The following is a 16498-nucleotide window of genomic DNA, read 5'->3' on the forward strand; positions in this document are numbered from 1 at the left end:
GCCCTCAGCAACGCCCCCCGAACGGGGCAACGATTGCAGAGCAATGGGTTACCAGCCGGTACACACCCGGCCTCAACTCCCCTATCTACCATTGATCCCCAGACAGTGAAACCGTTTTTTCATGCCCCCCGGAAAAGCCCCTGGCCTTTCACAGAAATCGCCGCCTGATGCCCCCGCCCACCGGCCCGAAAGCAAGGGCCATGGCAACACAAAGCCATGCAAAAAAATCACCGTAGCGCACATACAGGCTGGTCAGGGTCATCACCGGAAGGGAGGCCACGCGCCAGGCCTCTTCATACAGGTCCGTGGCCCCGCTCACGCGCCCCACAGGGTCCACAAACCCGCTGATGCCGGTGTTGGCGCTGCGGGCCAGGGCCCTTCGGGTCTCCACCGCCCGGAAACGGGCCATCTGAAAGTGCTGGTAAGGTGCCCCGGACCGACCGAACCAGGCGTCGTTGGTCAGGTTGATGAGAAGCCCCGCCCCAGACCGCACCGACGCCACGGAGAGCTCCGGGAAAATGGACTCAAAGCAGATCTGGATCCCGGCGTGCCAGTCCCAGCCCCTGATGGTGTCTCCCTTGGTCCCGGCAGAAAAATTACCGGCCGAGGCCACCAGGCGCTTGATGAAAAAAAGCAGGTTCTGAAACGGGATGTACTCCCCGAAGGGGACGAGGTGCACCTTGTCGTAGCTGCCGATGACCGCCCCTTCCGAGGTGACGGCATAGGCCCGGTTGAAATAGCGCCACCCCTGCCCTGCGCGTTCCGCCGCAGGGGCTCCCAGGATCCAGTCCGCATCCCCTTTGGCCAGCCCCCGGTTCACTTCGCGGGTCAGGAGCCCGTCCACGGGGTTCAGGTAATAAAAAGGTGTGGCGGTTTCGGGCCATACAATCACGTCGGGCTCTTTGGCCAGGGCTTCCGTTGAAAGCGCCTGATAGGTCTTGATGGTTGCGGTCTGGTAGGCTGCGTCCCATTTGACCGCCTGATCGATATTTCCCTGAATCACCGCCACCTTCAAGGCCTTTGCCTTGCCTTGCGCTTCATCCACCTGGGCCATGCGATGGGTGCCGTAGGCAAAGGCCCCGCCCACACAGGCAGCGGCCAGAGCCACAGCCAGCACGGGTGTGCCCCACCCCGAACCGGAATGCCCGTCGCCGTTTTGCCCCATTCCGTGTACCACGCACAGGGCCAGGGCCGTGTTCACCAGAACCACGAGGAACGAAAGCCCGTACACTCCGGTGACATCCGTCAGCTGAATAAGGGCCAGGGCATCCTGCTGGGTGTAGCCCAGAAGTCCCCAGGGAAACCCGGTGAGGGCCTTGGTGCGAAGGTATTCCAGGGCAACCCAGAGGACAGGGGCCAGCACCAGGGAATAAAGCCCGCCCCGTCGCCAGCGGGCAAGGCACCAGGCAAAGCCCCCGACATAGGCGCCAAGGTAAAGGCAGAGCAGGAGAAGGGCGGCAATCCCAGCAATCCAGGGGATACCACCGTATTGGTGAATGGTCCCCACCACCCAGCGCAGCAGGGCCAGATAATGGAAGACACCGGTGAGGTACCCCACCCGCAAGGCCCGCTTGGGGTCAGAGGTCAGGGAAATCACGATCAGGGGGACAAGGGCCCCCCATGCCAGCAGCCCCAGGGCGGGGCCGGGAAAGGCAAAGGTCAGAAGAAGGGCCCCGGCACATGCCCAGAACAGCTCCGACCGGATGCGGGAACTTGACTCCCCCCGCCATACGGCGATGTCGTTTAAAGATACCACCTGTTTGTCTCCTCACGTGAGATGAGATGCGGAGCCGTCGGCTCCGGCTGAATTCAATCCTTGCGGCTTCCATGGATACGGGCCTGCCAACGGCCCTCAGGTGCCAACTATTGACCAGCCGCGGGCAGGGTGTCAATGGATTTTGCGGCGCCCCGGGGCCCGCGCCAGCCACCGAATTCCTCATAAGGACAAGCGGTTGGGGCCATATTTTTATTTGTGATTTCCCAACCGGTGTGGTAAAAATAGCCATATATGCACCCTTGATGAGGAGGCTGCGGCCTTAATTCCCGGAAACGCCTCACACCGTAAGGGCACTGTCCCAATCCCCAGGAACCATAAACCGTGTAACCGTTACACCTCAGCGGAACCGATACGTCGACGAACGGGCCAGACAGCCCCGCCATTTCGCGCTGACATCCCCCTCTTTCGAGCCCACCCCTTCGACAGGTGACACGGCGTGCGCAGCACCGCCAGGATTGCCGGACAAGAGGCCGGGGCATGCCCGGCCCACAACCCGAACAACCAAATGACGCCACAACCCCATCCTTATTTTAACGACGAAAAGGTGGAACATGAGTGAAATCATTCGAGATGACCGTCGCGTAACCATTCGCCCGGGACGAGATATTGTCGCCTCCATGGCCGGCGAATTTCGATCGGAACTAAACGGTGAGATTGCCGAAGAGCTGGAGGAGCTGACCATCGACCTGCATGGCGTTGAGATGGTGGATTCCGTGGGGATCGGTGTGATCATCGCCACCCACAACACCCTGGACCAGCACGGCGCCACCCTGAAGGTGATCAACATTGCCGAAGACATTTACGGGCTTTTCACGACCATGCGCCTGGATCGACACTTTACCATCGAAAAGGCAGGAGATTCACCCTGAGGCGAGGGGATTGTCGGCCAAGCCGAAAGGAGGGGACGGGCGGCCTTTTTCGGCCATAAAAAAACCACCCCTTTTTTCAAGGGGTGGTTTCAAGAAATCTGGTCGGGGCGGCAGGATTCGAACCTGCGACATCCTGCTCCCAAAGCAGGCGCGCTACCAGGCTGCGCTACGCCCCGATTAAACGACAGGGAAACTAACACAGTTGCCTGGCCCATGCAAGGGCTAATACCACCATCAGCTCAGCGCAGGAGATAAGCGTCGATCCCGGCAGCCACGGCAGCTGCCACCCGCCGGAGGTGCTCGGGACTTTCGAGCCGCCCCTCCTCACGGGGATTGGTGAGGTTTCCCACCTCCAAAAGCACCACCGGCATTCCGGCACCCCTGGCTATTCCCAGGGGGACCGCCGAGTAATCCACCCCTTCATACCCGTCAAGAAGGGCCAGGGGCCGCTCCAGCATCGTGGCCAGGGCCTGGCTCTCCGAAATATGAGGCCGATGGCCTCCGTCCCATCCGTTATCACGGCCCGGATCCGTCGCACGGCCCTTGGGTTCTTGCTGAACAAAAAGGGCGATGCGGTTGGCATCACGGGAGAGCCCCCCACCGGCGTGCAACGAAACCAAGAGGTCACCGTGGAAGCTGTTGGCAAGCTCGACCCGACGCATGACGGACAACGTGCTGTCCGACTCCCGCGTCAGGCGCACATCACAGGAGAGTCCAAGCTGCCGCCTCAGTTCGAGGGCCAGTGCCAGGGCCACATCTTTCTCTCGGGACCCGTAGGAACCGGTCACCCCGACATCTTCGCCTCCGTGACCGGGATCCAGGACCACCACGGGCCTCTCCCCCCCATAACCTGCCGCGGCAAGCAGCAGAACCATGACACAGGCGGAAACCAAGGCCACGGCCTTCGGCCCCCTTCCACTTTTGAGCATTCCTTCACCCCTTCGGCGGCGCTGCGCGGGGAGGATGAAACCCGAAGCCCCTTCTCATCACGCCCTTCACCAATAGTATTTGACATTGCCCGAAAAATTTGGCTTTAATACACAGATTTAACCCAGGGCCCCCGAGAATCGCCCAAAATCTTGATTCCAAGGCCCTTTCAGGCGTTCAACGCCGCTGAAAACTATAAAAGATAAAGCGGCATTTGAACAGGAAAAAACATCCCCCGAGCCCCATGCCGAAACCCGGCAGGTACCGGGAGATGATGACATTATGAAACAGGGCTGCACCCTCGCGCGGCCCTTACGGGTATTCACCTTTTGCCGACCAAAGGGTGGGGTAACGTCAGCAGCAATCAAGGCGCATGTCGACCGCCTGGTTCCAGGCAGGCCGAAAGGGTGCCGAAGTGGAAAGGATCACAATGAATTTTACTGTAGAAGACGTCAGCAGCGTCAAGAAGACCCTGCATATCGAAGTGCCGAATGAAACCGTTGTCGGCGAACTGGATGCAGCATACAACCAGCTGAAGAAAACAGCCAAGGTCAAAGGCTTTCGCCCCGGCAAGGCCCCCCGTTCCGTTCTGGAGCGCATGTATAAAAATGATGTCCACGGCGACGTCGTCTCCAAACTGATCCAGTCCGCTCTCATGGAAGCGATCCGTGACAAAGAGTACAGCATCATCGGCCAGCCCGAACTGGTGGAGGCCCCTGAGCTGGATCCTGCGGCTGATTTCAAATTCACCGCCTCCGTTGAACTCCGCCCCGAACTCGGCGAGATCAACTTCAAAGAGATGAAAATCACCAAGACCCTCTACAAGGCCACCGACGAAGAGATCGAAGCCCAGCTTCAGATGCTTCGCCGCAACGGCGCCAAGCGCGAGCCCATCGCCGAGGCCCGTCCCGCAGCAGACGGCGACTACGCCGTGCTGACCTACGAGGGCTTCAAGGACGGCGAGTCCTTCGAGAACACCCCCCTGGTGGAAAACCAGCAGATGAAAATCGGTGCTGCGGCCATGAGCAACCAGTTCGATGAGCAGCTCGTGGGCATGAACGCCGGGGACGAAAAAGAGTTCGAGATCACCTACGCCGACACCTACGTCAACTCCAACCTGGCGGGCAACACCCTCACCTTCAAGGTGAAGCTCAACCAGATCCTGGAAGAGGTGCTCCCCGAGCTCACCGACGAATTCGCCAAGACCATGGGTCCCTTCGACTCCATTGACGTCCTGAGGGAAGAGATCGTTAAAAACCTCACCGCCAACTACGAAAAGAGAATGGAGCAGGAGCTCAACGAGCAGATCTTCTCCACCCTCATCGAGCGCCATGAGTTTGACGTCCCCGACATCATGATCGAGTACGAACTCGACGCCATCCTGGCCGAGGCCGAGCGCGCCTTCCAGATGAACGGTATGAGCATCGAGCAGCTTGGCAAGAGCCGCGAAGAGCTCCGCGATCAGTACCGTGAGCTGGCCGACAAGCAGGTTCGACGTCACCTCCTTCTGGCCGCCATCGTCCAGCAGGAAGAGATGGAGCTCACCGACGAGGAGCTCGAAGCAGGCTACGCCGATATGGCCGCCATGGTGGGCCAGCCCGTGGACGCCATCCACGCTTTTTACCAGGCCAACCCCGACAAAATCGATGTTTTGAAGCTTACCCTGCTTGAAAAAAAGGCAGTGCGTCTTATTATTGAGATTAGCGACGTTGACGAAGTGGAACCAACGCTCGAAGACGCAGACGCCGCGGAAGCGGACGAAGCGTAACGCCGAATTAAAACCAAGGGCTGCCCTTTGGGGCAGCCTTTCACCAAGGAGGAGACACTCGTGCCACTTATCCCCATGGTAGTTGAGCAGACAAGCAGAGGTGAAAGGTCGTACGACATCTATTCACGACTTCTCAAAGACCGGATCGTTATCTTAGGCACCGCCATCAACGATGAAGTCGCCAACCTGCTGGTGGCGCAGCTACTCTTCCTGGAATCGGAAGATCCTGACAAAGACATCTACCTGTACGTCAACTCCCCGGGGGGTTCCGTAACAGCCGGTATGGCTATTTACGACACCATGCAATACATCAAACCGGAGGTTGCTACCGTCTGTATCGGCCAGGCCGCCAGCATGGGGGCCCTGCTCCTGTGTGCAGGGGCTGAGAAAAAACGATACAGCCTTCCCAACTCCCGTATCATGATTCACCAGCCATTGGGTGGAGCCCAGGGCCAGGCGACGGATATCGAAATCCACGCCCGGGAGATTCTCCGCATGCGCGAAGAACTCAACAACATCCTGGTTACCCACACAGGGCAGCCCTACGACAAAGTCCAGGCGGATACCGACAGGGATTTCTTCATGTCCGGCCTGGAAGCCAAGGAGTACGGCCTCATCGATCATGTCGTCAAGAACAGGGAAGATCTGGCGAACCTTGTAAAATCGGAGGAGTAATCCATGACAAAACAGTCGGACGGAAATGATAAGCTTTTCTGCTCGTTCTGCGGTAAAAACCAGAAAGAAGTCAAGAAGCTCATCGCCGGTCCCGCAGTGTATATCTGCGACGAATGCATCCAGCTCTGCAGTGAGATCATTGAGGATGAAGGCATCAAGGAGCCCCAGAGCCCCGAAGTGCTTTTGACCCCCAAGGAGATCAAAGAGCGCCTCGATGAGTATGTCATCGAGCAGGATCGGGCCAAGAAAGTCCTCTCCGTAGCCGTCCGGAACCACTACAAGCGGCTGGACTCGGCCATGAGCTCATCGGAAGTGGAGCTGCAGAAGAGCAACATCCTGCTCATCGGGCCCACCGGTTCGGGGAAAACCCTCCTGGCTCAGACCCTGGCGCGATTCCTGGATGTGCCCTTCACCATTGCCGACGCCACCAGCCTCACCGAGGCAGGCTACGTGGGCGAAGACGTGGAGAACATCATCCTCTCGCTGCTCCAGAATGCGGATTACGACGTAGAACGGGCCGAACGCGGCATTGTCTACATCGATGAGATCGATAAAATCGCCCAGCGTTCCGACAACCCCTCCATCACCCGGGATGTCTCCGGGGAAGGGGTGCAGCAGGCCCTCCTCAAGATCATCGAGGGAACAACGGCCAGCGTCCCCCCCAAAGGGGGCCGGAAGCACCCGCAGCAGGACTTTGTCAAGATCAACACCAACAACATCCTGTTTATCTGCGGCGGTACCTTTACCGGCCTGGAGAAACTGGTCCAGAGGCGAACCGGCGAAAAAGCGCTGGGCTTCGGGGCCACGGTCACCAGCCGGCAAGACAAGAGCCTGGGTGAACTCCTCACGATGGTTCGACCGGAAGACCTCATCAAGTTCGGGCTCATCCCCGAATTTCTCGGACGTCTTCCCGTCATCGCCACCCTGAACGAGCTGGGCGAAAACTCACTGATCAAGATCCTGACGGAACCCAAGAATGCACTGATCAAGCAGTTCCAGAAGCTCTTCGAGTTCGAAGACGTGAAGCTCCGTTTCACCGACGACGCGGTGAAGGCCATCGCCCACGAAGCGGTGGAGAGAAAATCCGGTGCCCGCGGCCTTCGGGCCATCCTCGAGCGATCCATGCTTGATATCATGTACGAAATCCCTTCCCTGGAAAACATCAGCGAGTGCGTGATCAATGAAGATGTGATCCTCGAAAAAGAGGACCCCATCATTCTCTACGAAACACCTCAGCAGCAGGCTTGAGGAACACGGAACCCCTCCGCGGAATCACCTGACGAACCGGCGCAGGCCCGGCCCCGTCCTTCAGGCCCCCGCGGGTGACTGTTCCCCTGGCCCTCTGGCCGGCACAATCCGGTTGAACGCCCTTTCCGCCCCTTAGCGGTGCGGAAAGGGCCCCGGTTTGATCGGCGATCCCCTGTCGGACCATCCTTGCACGTGCCCTTCAGGCCGCTGACCCTTCCTCCTCGACCAACTACCTTATCAGATGATGGTGAAGAAGCTCCGATGATCAATATACCGAAGATATTTAAAAACGATGATTCCAGTTCCAGCCGTGTGACGCTTCCGATTCTTCCCCTGCGGGACATCGTGGTTTTCCCCGGAATGGTGGTGCCCCTGTTTGTGGGACGGACCAAGTCCGTCAACGCACTGGCTGAGGCCATGGGAAAAAACAAAACCATTTTCCTGTCGACCCAGCGCATCGCCGGAGTGGACAACCCCGAAGAGCAGGACATCAGCAGTGTCGGAACCGTGGGCACCATCCTTCAGCTTCTCAAACTGCCCGACGGCACGGTCAAGGCCCTGGTGGAAGGCAAGGCCCGAGGCCGCATCGTCTCGTTTATCCCCGGCGAGGAATTCCTGTCCGTGGATGCCGAGCCCATGCCGGAGACCCCGGTGACCGAAGCCGAGGGCGAAGCCCTGTCCCGGGCCGTCATCGATGCCTTTGAAGAGTACACCAAGCTCAACAAGAGCATCTCCAAAGAGCTCATCGGAAAAGTCGCCGCCATCGAAGAATCCGGAAAGCTGGCCGACACCGTCGCCTCCCACCTGCCCTTCAAGGTCGCCGACAAGCAGACCCTCCTGGAAGCGGTGGACATCGGCAAGCGCATGGACATCCTTCTGGGGCTCATCAAACGCGAAGGCGAAATCTTCGAAATGGGTCAGAAAATTCGCGGCCGGGTGAAAAACCAGATCGAACAGACCCAGAAAAACTACTACCTCACCGAACAGATGCGGGCCATCAAAAAGGAGATGGGTGCCGACGACAGCGCCGACGACGAACTCCAGGAGCTTGAGCAGCGCATCAAGGGCAAGCGCCTCTCCAAGGAGGCGGCCTTCAAGGTGAAGCAGGAGTTCAAAAAGCTCAAGATGATGTCGCCCATGAGCGCCGAAGCCAGCGTGGTAAGGAACTACATCGACTGGATGCTGGACCTGCCCTGGTACAACCGCAGCAAGACCAAGAGCGACCTCACCGAGGCCGAGTCCATCCTCAACAAGGACCACTTTGGCCTGGAAAAGCCCAAGGAACGCATCCTGGAGTACCTGGCCGTCCAATCCCTGGTCAACAAAGTGCGGGGCCCCATCCTCTGCCTGGTGGGCCCTCCCGGGGTGGGCAAGACCTCCCTGGCACGCTCTGTTGCCCGTGCCACGGGCAGGCGCTTTATCCGCATCTCCTTGGGGGGCGTGCGCGACGAAGCGGAAATCCGGGGACATCGCCGCACCTATGTGGGCGCCATGCCGGGCAAGATCATCCAGAACCTGAAAAAAGCAGGGGTCAACAACCCGGTCTTCTGCCTCGACGAAGTGGACAAGATGAGCACCGACTTCAGGGGCGACCCCTCGTCCGCCCTTCTGGAGGTGCTGGATCCCGAGCAGAACAACACCTTCAACGACCACTTCCTTGATGTGGACTACGACTTGTCGGACATCCTGTTCATCACCACGGCCAACACCCTCTCGGACATCCCCCTGCCCCTGCAGGACAGGATGGAGGTGATCCGCATCCCCGGCTACACCGAGCAGGAAAAATACATGATCGCCAAGGACCACCTTATTCCCAAACAGACCAAAATGAACGGCCTGAAGGTGGATGAGATCGACTTTACCCGCCAGGCGGTGTTCGACATCATCCGCAACTACACCCGGGAGGCTGGGGTCCGTAACCTGGAACGGGAGATCTCCGGCGTCTGCAGGAAAAGCGCCCTGGAGGTGGTCAAGAAGAAGGCCAAGAAACCGGTGAAGATCGTACCGAAGAAGGTGGAAAAACACCTCGGCCCCATCCGCTTCCGTTACGGCCAGGGGGAAGAGAAGGACCAGATCGGCATTGTCACGGGCCTGGCCTGGACCCAGGTGGGGGGCGAGCTCCTCTGCATCGAAACGGCCCTGATGCCCGGAAAAGGCAACCTCACGGTTACGGGCAAGCTCGGAGACGTCATGAAGGAGTCGGCACGGGCCGCGGTGAGCTACGTGCGATCCAAGTCCTCAGCGCTGAAGCTTGACGACGACTTCTACAGCAAGGTGGACATCCACATCCACGTGCCCGAAGGAGCCATCCCCAAGGACGGCCCCTCTGCCGGCATCACCATGTGTACGGCCCTTGTCTCCGCCTTTACCAAATACCCCGTGGACAAAGATGTGGCCATGACAGGTGAGATCACCCTCCGGGGACGTGTCCTGCCCATCGGGGGCCTCAAGGAGAAGATCCTTGCCGCCCACCGCGGGGGACTGAAAAAGGTGATCATCCCCAAAGAAAACGAAAAGGACCTGGAAGAGATTCCGGCCTCCATCCTCAAGCAAATGGAGGTTGTTCCGGCCGACCATCTGGATGACGTGTTAAACGAAGCCCTTATCACGCCTGAAGGAACCAGCCTTTTCACCAGCCCGGAGCCCGTCTGATCCGTGGCAAAAAAAAATAACATCGGGTCACTTTATTCCCTTGACGTGACCCGATGAATATTGCTAAAAAGGCTTCGTTCCTGAGGGCGAAAGCCTTCACGGCAACGGGCGATTAACTCAGTTGGTAGAGTGCGACCCTTACAAGGTTGAAGTCGCAGGTTCGAGCCCTGCATCGCCCACCACCTGCGGGGGTGTAGTTCAGTTTGGTTAGAACGCCAGCCTGTCACGCTGGAGGCCGCGAGTTCGAGTCTCGTCACTCCCGCCACCATAAAAAGAACAAGGGTTCCTTTTTTAAAAAGGAACCCTTTTTTTATGCCCTGAAAAAACCTCTTTCATCCCCCTTACAATAAAAAAGGCCCCGAAGCCTTGCCCCGGAGCCTTTAACGTACCGTCACTTCCGCCGTCGTCAGTCGCCGGACGCTTCGGGCGATGCTGCAAGGAAACCAGCCAGGGCATTGGCCAGCTCGACAAACTCGGCCACCGTCAGGGACTCGGCCCTACGGTTCACCGCGATCCCCGCAGCGCCCAGCACCTCCTCGGCCTGCACCGGGCTCAGGGGCAGCTCGCTGTTGGACAGGGCGTTGCGAAGGTTCTTGCGACGCTTGCCGAAAGCCGCCTTGATCACGGCAAACAAAAGCGCCTCATCTTTAGCCACATGGGGCGGATCTTCAAGGAAGGTCACCTCGATCACCTCGGAGTCCACCTTGGGCCGCGGAAAGAACTTGGAGGCATCCACCCGCACCAGGGTCCGAATCCTCGCACAATAGCCCAGCATGGCCGCCATACGCCCGAAATTCCGGGTTCCCTCAGGGGCCGTGATACGCTCGGCCAACTCCTTCTGAAACATGAAAAGAGCCTTTTTCACCCAGCGACGCTCACGAATCATCTGCACGAGAATCTGGGATGAGATATTGTACGGCAGGTTCCCCGCAACAATAATAGGCCCCCCATGGGCTTCGGCGATCTCCGTCAGACTGACGTTCAGGATGTCTTCATTCAATATCTCCACGTTTTCCGTACCCGAGGCAAGAAGCTCGGAGCGGAGAACAGGCAGGATCTGACTGTCTTTTTCAATGGCGCATACGCGGGCGGCCCGCTTTGCAAGGGGCACGGTCAAGGCACCCAGGCCCGGACCGATCTCCACCACCAGGTCCTCGGGCGCGATGCCCGCGCGCTCGGCGATGAGCTCCGGCACCGAGGGGTCGTTCAAAAAATTCTGACCAAACTTCTTTTTCGCATGCATATCCCACGCAGCCAGGGTAATTCTAGGCGATGTCATCGTCACTCTCCTCGCCGCATTGGCGATTTCCATCATTCTTGTATCTTGATTTACTGATCACTTTTACACTCGTGTATGTACCCGCAATCAACTTTCGCGTTAAAAAATAGGTTACAATGGTAGGAATAACAGCCAACACAATACTGCCGCCAAGCATCATGCACGCCACTCCGAAATGGTGAGCAAGAAAGCCTTTGATCAGCCCCAGTTTTTCGGCTATAGGGATCCCGCTTTCCATCACCCGAATCATCAGGTCGATATTCGGTCCATCCCCGCGGTTCCCGCCGAACAGCCCCACACCGACCTTGTAACTGCTGTAATAAAACAAAGGGATCGTCAACGGGTTGGCTACCCAGACCCCAATTGCTGCCGCCGGCTTGCTGCCGTGAAGAACAAACGCCAGGACGATTGCTAAAGCCGTATGAAAAGGAATGGTGGGAGTTACACCCACAAATACGCCAATTGCCATTCCCATGGCAATATAGTGAGGATTCCCCTGCAACCTCTTAATTTTTTCTAAAAGAGAACAAAAGTGTTTTTTTATTTTGTTCCAATATGTTATATTCTCATTAGACATCAAGGATTTCTGTCCGATCTGATTCATACTTGTCAAATCCCTAAAAAAGCAAAGCCTTAGAAAACAACGTCACATAAACAAAAACTGTAACAACGACCTAATTTTTTTCCCGGGTGGGCGTTTTCGTTACAGTGACTGTCGCAGGACATGGAAAGGGCTGAAACGGCACCGGAATTTTCATGGCCCGAGCCACCAATCCATTTTATTTTCGGCGATTTGAAAATACCATGAAACGCATACCCTTTCAACACGATTTGTGTTTTTTCCGCCGTGACGTCCCCACGTTTTCATGATTTTTACTAAAAGGTCCGTTTTTTCCTTTGAAGATTGCTTGACTCTCATAAACAATTAAGTTATCTAACGGGTAATCCTTACTAGAGGATGTCTCTTGATCGATTTCTGTTTTGCCTACAAGCATAAACCATGTTTGTCATGGAGCTCCTGAGCGTGCGTGCTGACGAGAGGGGGGAAATGCGCGTGCAGGGGTGTGCGGGTCGATCGTGTGTTATTCAGACATCCTTCTGGTTATTCATAAACCCATGATAATAAGAAACAAAACAGCACAAGGAGGACATATGTCTGCAGAAACCCCCAACCCCGTTCAGGAAGAGCAAGCATCCGAAGCCCCGGCTACCCGTCGTCGCGTACGTACCAAGCCGGTGAGCATTGACTCCCTTTTCAAGACCATCATCAAAAGCTACGATATCCCGTCCCGTCAGGACATCGAAAAGCTCTCTGCTCAGATTGATCGTCTTGAAAAACTGATTCGCCAGACCTCAGGCCGCGGCTACGTCGCCAGCGCCGGGAAAGAAAAAGGCGACCGCTCCGAAATGACTGCATCCGGCACGGTGCTCAAGGTCATTAAGAGCTCACGCAACGGAGCCGACTTCGCTAAAATTCAGGCAAAAACCGGTTTTGAAGACAAAAAGCTTCGCAACATCATTTTCCGCCTGAACAAAATCGGTCGCATCAAGCGCAAAACCCGTGGCGTGTATATCGCCGCCTAAAGAGCCGGAAGCACCCTACCGGGCACCTGCCCTCTGACGTCCTTCTTCCAAGTGACGCCCGGTACACGCTTCAGGGACATGGAAACGGCCCGTGCACTTCGGCATACTCATCCGTGCCGGCACCCCTCACCCGCTGTCACCAGACATCGCCGGGTTGAAATCCGGGTGCGTCCGTACGAACCCGCGTTTCCGGGTCCCACATCCATTTCATTTGCTCTTGCCCGATTCAGGATCGTTCTCCCTTACAGGTTGTGGATATCCCGGGCCCTTGGATTTACGCCAGGCACGTTTTCGTGCCCCTTTGCTTAGCAAACGGGTGATTCCAAGGCTCTTACGCCGTCGCGCACAGGCGATGCACTCCCTTTGCGCCCTGGCGGCCGGTGTGTTGTCCACAACCTGTCAGGGAGGACAACCCCCTTTCCTTCCCCACTGTTTCATCCGAAGAAAACACGAACTCTTTGGCCCAGCCCTCGACAAACGGTCTTGGGATGCCCATCTTATAGAATCGCAGCGCACCTTCACGCGCCCGACCGGATTGTCACGCCCAGCCCCCGGGGCGACCACAACGCATCGCCCGGCCCCGCGCCGAGCACGGTGAGTCGTCTCTGGCGGCCTTTTCCTGCATGCAACCCGGTGTGCGCAGAACCATAGATTTTGGGATGAACCAGACCATGACACTCAACGACCCCTGCAACACCCCCATCCGACCGGGGCAGACCCTCCACGGCTACACCGTCGTCAAGGCGTGCCCCATCCCCGACATCCATGCCTATTATTATGAGCTGAAACACGATGCCAGCGGGGCGTCCCACATCCACATCAGCGCAGAAGACCGGGAAAACACCTTTTCCGTGGCCTTCAAAACCGTGCCCAAAGACTCCACGGGTGTTGCCCATATCCTGGAGCACACCGCCCTTTGCGGTTCAGAGCGCTATCCGGTACGAGACCCCTTTTTCTCCATGATCAAGCGGAGCCTCAACACCTTCATGAACGCCTTCACCGCGTCGGACTGGACCATGTACCCCTTTGCCAGCCAGAACCGGAAGGACTTCTACAACCTCATGGATGTCTACCTGGACGCCGCCTTCTTTCCCCGCATCGATGAGTTGAGCTTCAAGCAGGAAGGCCACCGCCTCGAGTTCGAGACCGGCAAAGAGGGGGATGAAGAGAACCTCTCCTTTAAAGGGGTGGTCTACAACGAGATGAAAGGAGCCATGAGTTCCCCCCACCAGGTGCTGGGACGTGCCCTTAATAAGGCGCTCATGCCGGAAACCACCTACGCCAACAACTCCGGCGGAGACCCCGAAGCCATTCCCGACCTCAGCTGGGACGAACTCAAGGCCTTCCACGCCCGGCACTACCACCCCAGCAACGCCTACTTCTTCACCTACGGGGACATCCCCCTGGCCGATCACCTCAAGGTCATCAGCGAAAAGGTCCTCTCCCGTTTCGAAAAGATCGACCCCAAAACCACGGTGGAGCCCCAGGGGCGCTGGACCGCCCCACGTCAGGTGGTGGAGTACTACCCGGCCGACGAGGAAGAGGGACGGGACAACCGGGCCCAGGTGAGCCTGGTCTGGCTGGTCACCGACATCCTCAACACCCGGGAGACCCTGGCCTTCAGCCTCCTCTCCCAGATCCTTCTGGGCAACGCGGCCGCGCCTTTGCGCAAGGCCCTCATCGACTCAAACCTCGGCTCCTCCCTCTGCGACGCCACGGGCTTTGACTCCGATGCCCGGGACGCCTCCTTTGGCTGTGGCCTCAAAGAGACCCGCGTTGAAGACGCCGATGCCATCGAGGCCCTGGTCTTTGATTCCCTGGCGCGCATCGCCGACGACGGCATCGACACGGACCTCATCGACTCGGCCATCCATCAGATGGAGATAAGGCGGCGGGAGATCTCCAACACTCCGTACCCCTACGGCATCAAGATCCTTCTGGGGCTTGCCGGCTGCTGGTTCCACGGCGGGGATCCTGAAAAGCTCCTCCTTTTGGATGACGACCTGGGCGCCATCAAGGATGCCGTCAGGCAAGGGGGCTACTTTGAGTCCCTCATACGCAAGCGCCTGCTGGAGAACCCCCACCGGGTCCGCTTCACCCTGGCCCCGGACAGCACCCTGGCCGCCAGGCAGGCCCAGGAAGAGAAGAGCAGACTGCAAGCCATCGCCCAAAAACTCACCGAGGACGAAAAGAAGAAGATCAACGCCGATGCCCGGGCCCTGAAGGTCCTTCAGGAGGCAGAAGAGGACATCTCCTGCCTGCCCACCTTAGAGCTTTCCGACATCCCGGCCACCATCGACTCGGTCACCCCGGCAAGCAGGAACGGCCAGCGCATCTTCACCTACCCCTGCGCCACCAACACCCTTCTGTACTACACCGGCGTGCTGGAGGCAGGCAGCCTTGACGACGACCTGGTGCCCCTGGTCCCCTTCTTCTGCTCCGCCATCATGAGGGTGGGCACCGCCCAAAAGAACTACGAGGAGCTTGCCCGGGCCATTGCCGCCCACACCGGCGGCATGGGGCTCTCCCCTGCTTCCCGGAGGCGTTACGACGAAAACCGATCCGCCCTGCCCCTCATCGCCGTCAACAGCAAGTGCCTTGCCAGGAACCGGGGGGCCATGTTTGATCTTCTCACCGAAACCCTCACCCAGTACCGGTTCACCGACCTCAAACGGCTCCGCAACCTCCTGCTGGAGTACCGGGCATCCCTTGAGGCCGCGGTGGTGCAAAACGGCCACAGCCTGGCCATCTCCCTTGCCAACCGAAATTTCACAGACTCCCTGGCCCTCTCGGAACTCTGGAACGGGGTCGGCCAGATCCGGTACATCAAAGGGCTCACCGAGGCCCTGGTACGCGGGGACGCCTCCGAAGAGCAGCTGGCCCGCATCGGAGACCAGCTCGCCCGCATCGGCGACGCCTTCCTCAACCGGGGCAACCTGCGCTGCGCCCTGGCCGGAGACGAAGCCACCCTGGCCCGGGCAGAGGCCGACCAGCTTGCCCTGTCCCAGGCTCTGCCCGAGGGCTCCTCGCCCTTGAGCTTTGCCTCGGTACCGGCAACCTGCACCCCGGTCCACGAAGGGTGGGCCACCAACAGCGCCGTCTCCTTTGTGGCCTCCTCCTTTCCCGTGGTCTCCATGGGACACGAGGACGCCCCGGCCCTGTCCATCATCGCCCGGCTCCTCCGCTCCCTCTACCTCCACAGGGAGATCCGGGAAAAGGGCGGGGCCTACGGCGCCTTTGCCGCCTACAGCAGCGAAGAGGGCACCTTCAGCATGGGCTCCTACAGGGACCCCCACGTGGTAAAAACCCTTTCGGCTTACGACGGCGCCGCCCGGTACATCACCGGCACCGACTACACCGACGAGGACGTCAAGGAGGCGATTCTCCAGGCCGCCGCCGCCATCGATCGCCCGGAGACCCCGGCGGCTGCCGCGCGCAAAGGATTTTTCCGCGAGCTGGTGGGTCTCTCTGATGACACGCGCAAGGCCTTTAAAGAAGGACTCCTGGCCCTGGACGCCCAAAAGGTCCGGGCCGCTGCCGCGCGCTACTTCCCCCCGGAGGCCGACCTGGCGAGTGTGGCGATCATCTCCGGTGCCGACCGACTCAAGGGGCTCTCAGGCCGCCTGGACAAGGAGCTTGAGATTCACACCATCTGACCCGAATCCGGCAGGGGCGCACGCACCGCCCCTGCCCTCCTCCCTTTCCGACACACACATCCC

At 58.7% G+C, this 16498-nt stretch carries 11 protein-coding genes and 3 tRNA genes; 9 read left to right on the forward strand and 5 right to left on the reverse strand.

All coding sequences use genetic code 11. From position 1 onward, the window contains the following. Positions 1–148: 148 nt before the first annotated feature. The gene (gene lnt, locus MSL71_RS03270) at positions 149–1756 is read right to left on the reverse strand and encodes an apolipoprotein N-acyltransferase (RefSeq protein ID WP_180137227.1); all 1608 of its coding nucleotides are present in this window, start codon (positions 1754–1756) and stop codon (positions 149–151) included. Positions 1757–2328: 572 nt separating this feature from the next. Here lnt and MSL71_RS03275 point away from each other — a divergent pair. Next, entirely contained in the window at positions 2329–2646 is a 318-nt protein-coding gene (locus MSL71_RS03275; RefSeq protein WP_180137228.1) for an STAS domain-containing protein, read from the forward strand. Positions 2647–2745: 99 nt separating this feature from the next. Here the strand turns inward: MSL71_RS03275 and MSL71_RS03280 are convergent. Beyond that, positions 2746–2822 (reverse strand) — tRNA-Pro (locus MSL71_RS03280). 63 nt (positions 2823–2885) lie between these two features. Then, positions 2886–3575 carry an N-acetylmuramoyl-L-alanine amidase family protein gene (locus MSL71_RS03285; protein WP_180137229.1) on the reverse strand — a complete coding sequence of 230 codons (690 nt, stop codon included), beginning with the start codon at positions 3573–3575 and terminating at the stop codon, positions 2886–2888. Positions 3576–4003: 428 nt separating this feature from the next. Between MSL71_RS03285 and tig the strand changes: the two genes are divergently transcribed. The 6 genes from tig to MSL71_RS03315 all read left to right on the forward strand — a co-directional run bounded on the left by tig (position 4004) and on the right by MSL71_RS03315 (position 10181). Beyond that, positions 4004–5341, forward strand: a complete 1338-nt coding sequence (gene tig / locus MSL71_RS03290; protein WP_180137230.1) for a trigger factor — start codon at positions 4004–4006, stop codon at positions 5339–5341. Between the two features lie 60 nt (positions 5342–5401). Beyond that, complete coding sequence (gene clpP, locus MSL71_RS03295; RefSeq protein WP_180137231.1) at positions 5402–6016, forward strand: ATP-dependent Clp endopeptidase proteolytic subunit ClpP; 615 nt, start codon at positions 5402–5404, stop codon at positions 6014–6016. A gap of 3 nt (positions 6017–6019) precedes the next feature. Further along, on the forward strand, positions 6020–7264 hold the full coding sequence (gene clpX / locus MSL71_RS03300; RefSeq protein WP_180137232.1) for an ATP-dependent Clp protease ATP-binding subunit ClpX: 1245 nt from the start codon (positions 6020–6022) through the stop codon (positions 7262–7264). 261 nt (positions 7265–7525) lie between these two features. After that, positions 7526–9916 carry an endopeptidase La gene (lon, locus tag MSL71_RS03305; RefSeq protein WP_180137233.1) on the forward strand — a complete coding sequence of 797 codons (2391 nt, stop codon included), beginning with the start codon at positions 7526–7528 and terminating at the stop codon, positions 9914–9916. Between the two features lie 106 nt (positions 9917–10022). After that, positions 10023–10098 (forward strand) — tRNA-Val (locus MSL71_RS03310). A 5-nt stretch (positions 10099–10103) separates the two neighbouring features. Then, positions 10104–10181 (forward strand) — tRNA-Asp (locus MSL71_RS03315). A 141-nt stretch (positions 10182–10322) separates the two neighbouring features. Here MSL71_RS03315 and rsmA read toward each other — a convergent pair. Together rsmA and MSL71_RS03325 are read right to left on the reverse strand one after the other, a co-directional pair. Further along, on the reverse strand, positions 10323–11195 hold the full coding sequence (rsmA, locus tag MSL71_RS03320; RefSeq protein WP_180137234.1) for a 16S rRNA (adenine(1518)-N(6)/adenine(1519)-N(6))-dimethyltransferase RsmA: 873 nt from the start codon (positions 11193–11195) through the stop codon (positions 10323–10325). After that, the gene (locus MSL71_RS03325; protein ID WP_180137235.1) at positions 11182–11799 is read right to left on the reverse strand and encodes a DUF2062 domain-containing protein; all 618 of its coding nucleotides are present in this window, start codon (positions 11797–11799) and stop codon (positions 11182–11184) included. The genes rsmA and MSL71_RS03325 overlap by 14 nt, the downstream gene beginning before the upstream one ends. 548 nt (positions 11800–12347) lie before the next feature. On the opposite strand from MSL71_RS03325, the gene MSL71_RS03330 reads away from it, so the two are divergent. Together MSL71_RS03330 and MSL71_RS03335 are read left to right on the forward strand one after the other, a co-directional pair. After that, a complete protein-coding gene (locus MSL71_RS03330) occupies positions 12348–12779 on the forward strand; it encodes a hypothetical protein (protein ID WP_180137236.1) in 432 nt (143 codons plus the stop codon). Between the two features lie 671 nt (positions 12780–13450). Next, a complete protein-coding gene (locus MSL71_RS03335) occupies positions 13451–16435 on the forward strand; it encodes an insulinase family protein (RefSeq protein ID WP_180137237.1) in 2985 nt (994 codons plus the stop codon). Positions 16436–16498 lie beyond the last annotated feature (63 nt).

Origin of the sequence: Desulfoluna butyratoxydans (assembly GCF_900699765.1) — a bacterium.
GTDB classification, from domain to species: domain Bacteria; phylum Desulfobacterota; class Desulfobacteria; order Desulfobacterales; family Desulfolunaceae; genus Desulfoluna; species Desulfoluna butyratoxydans.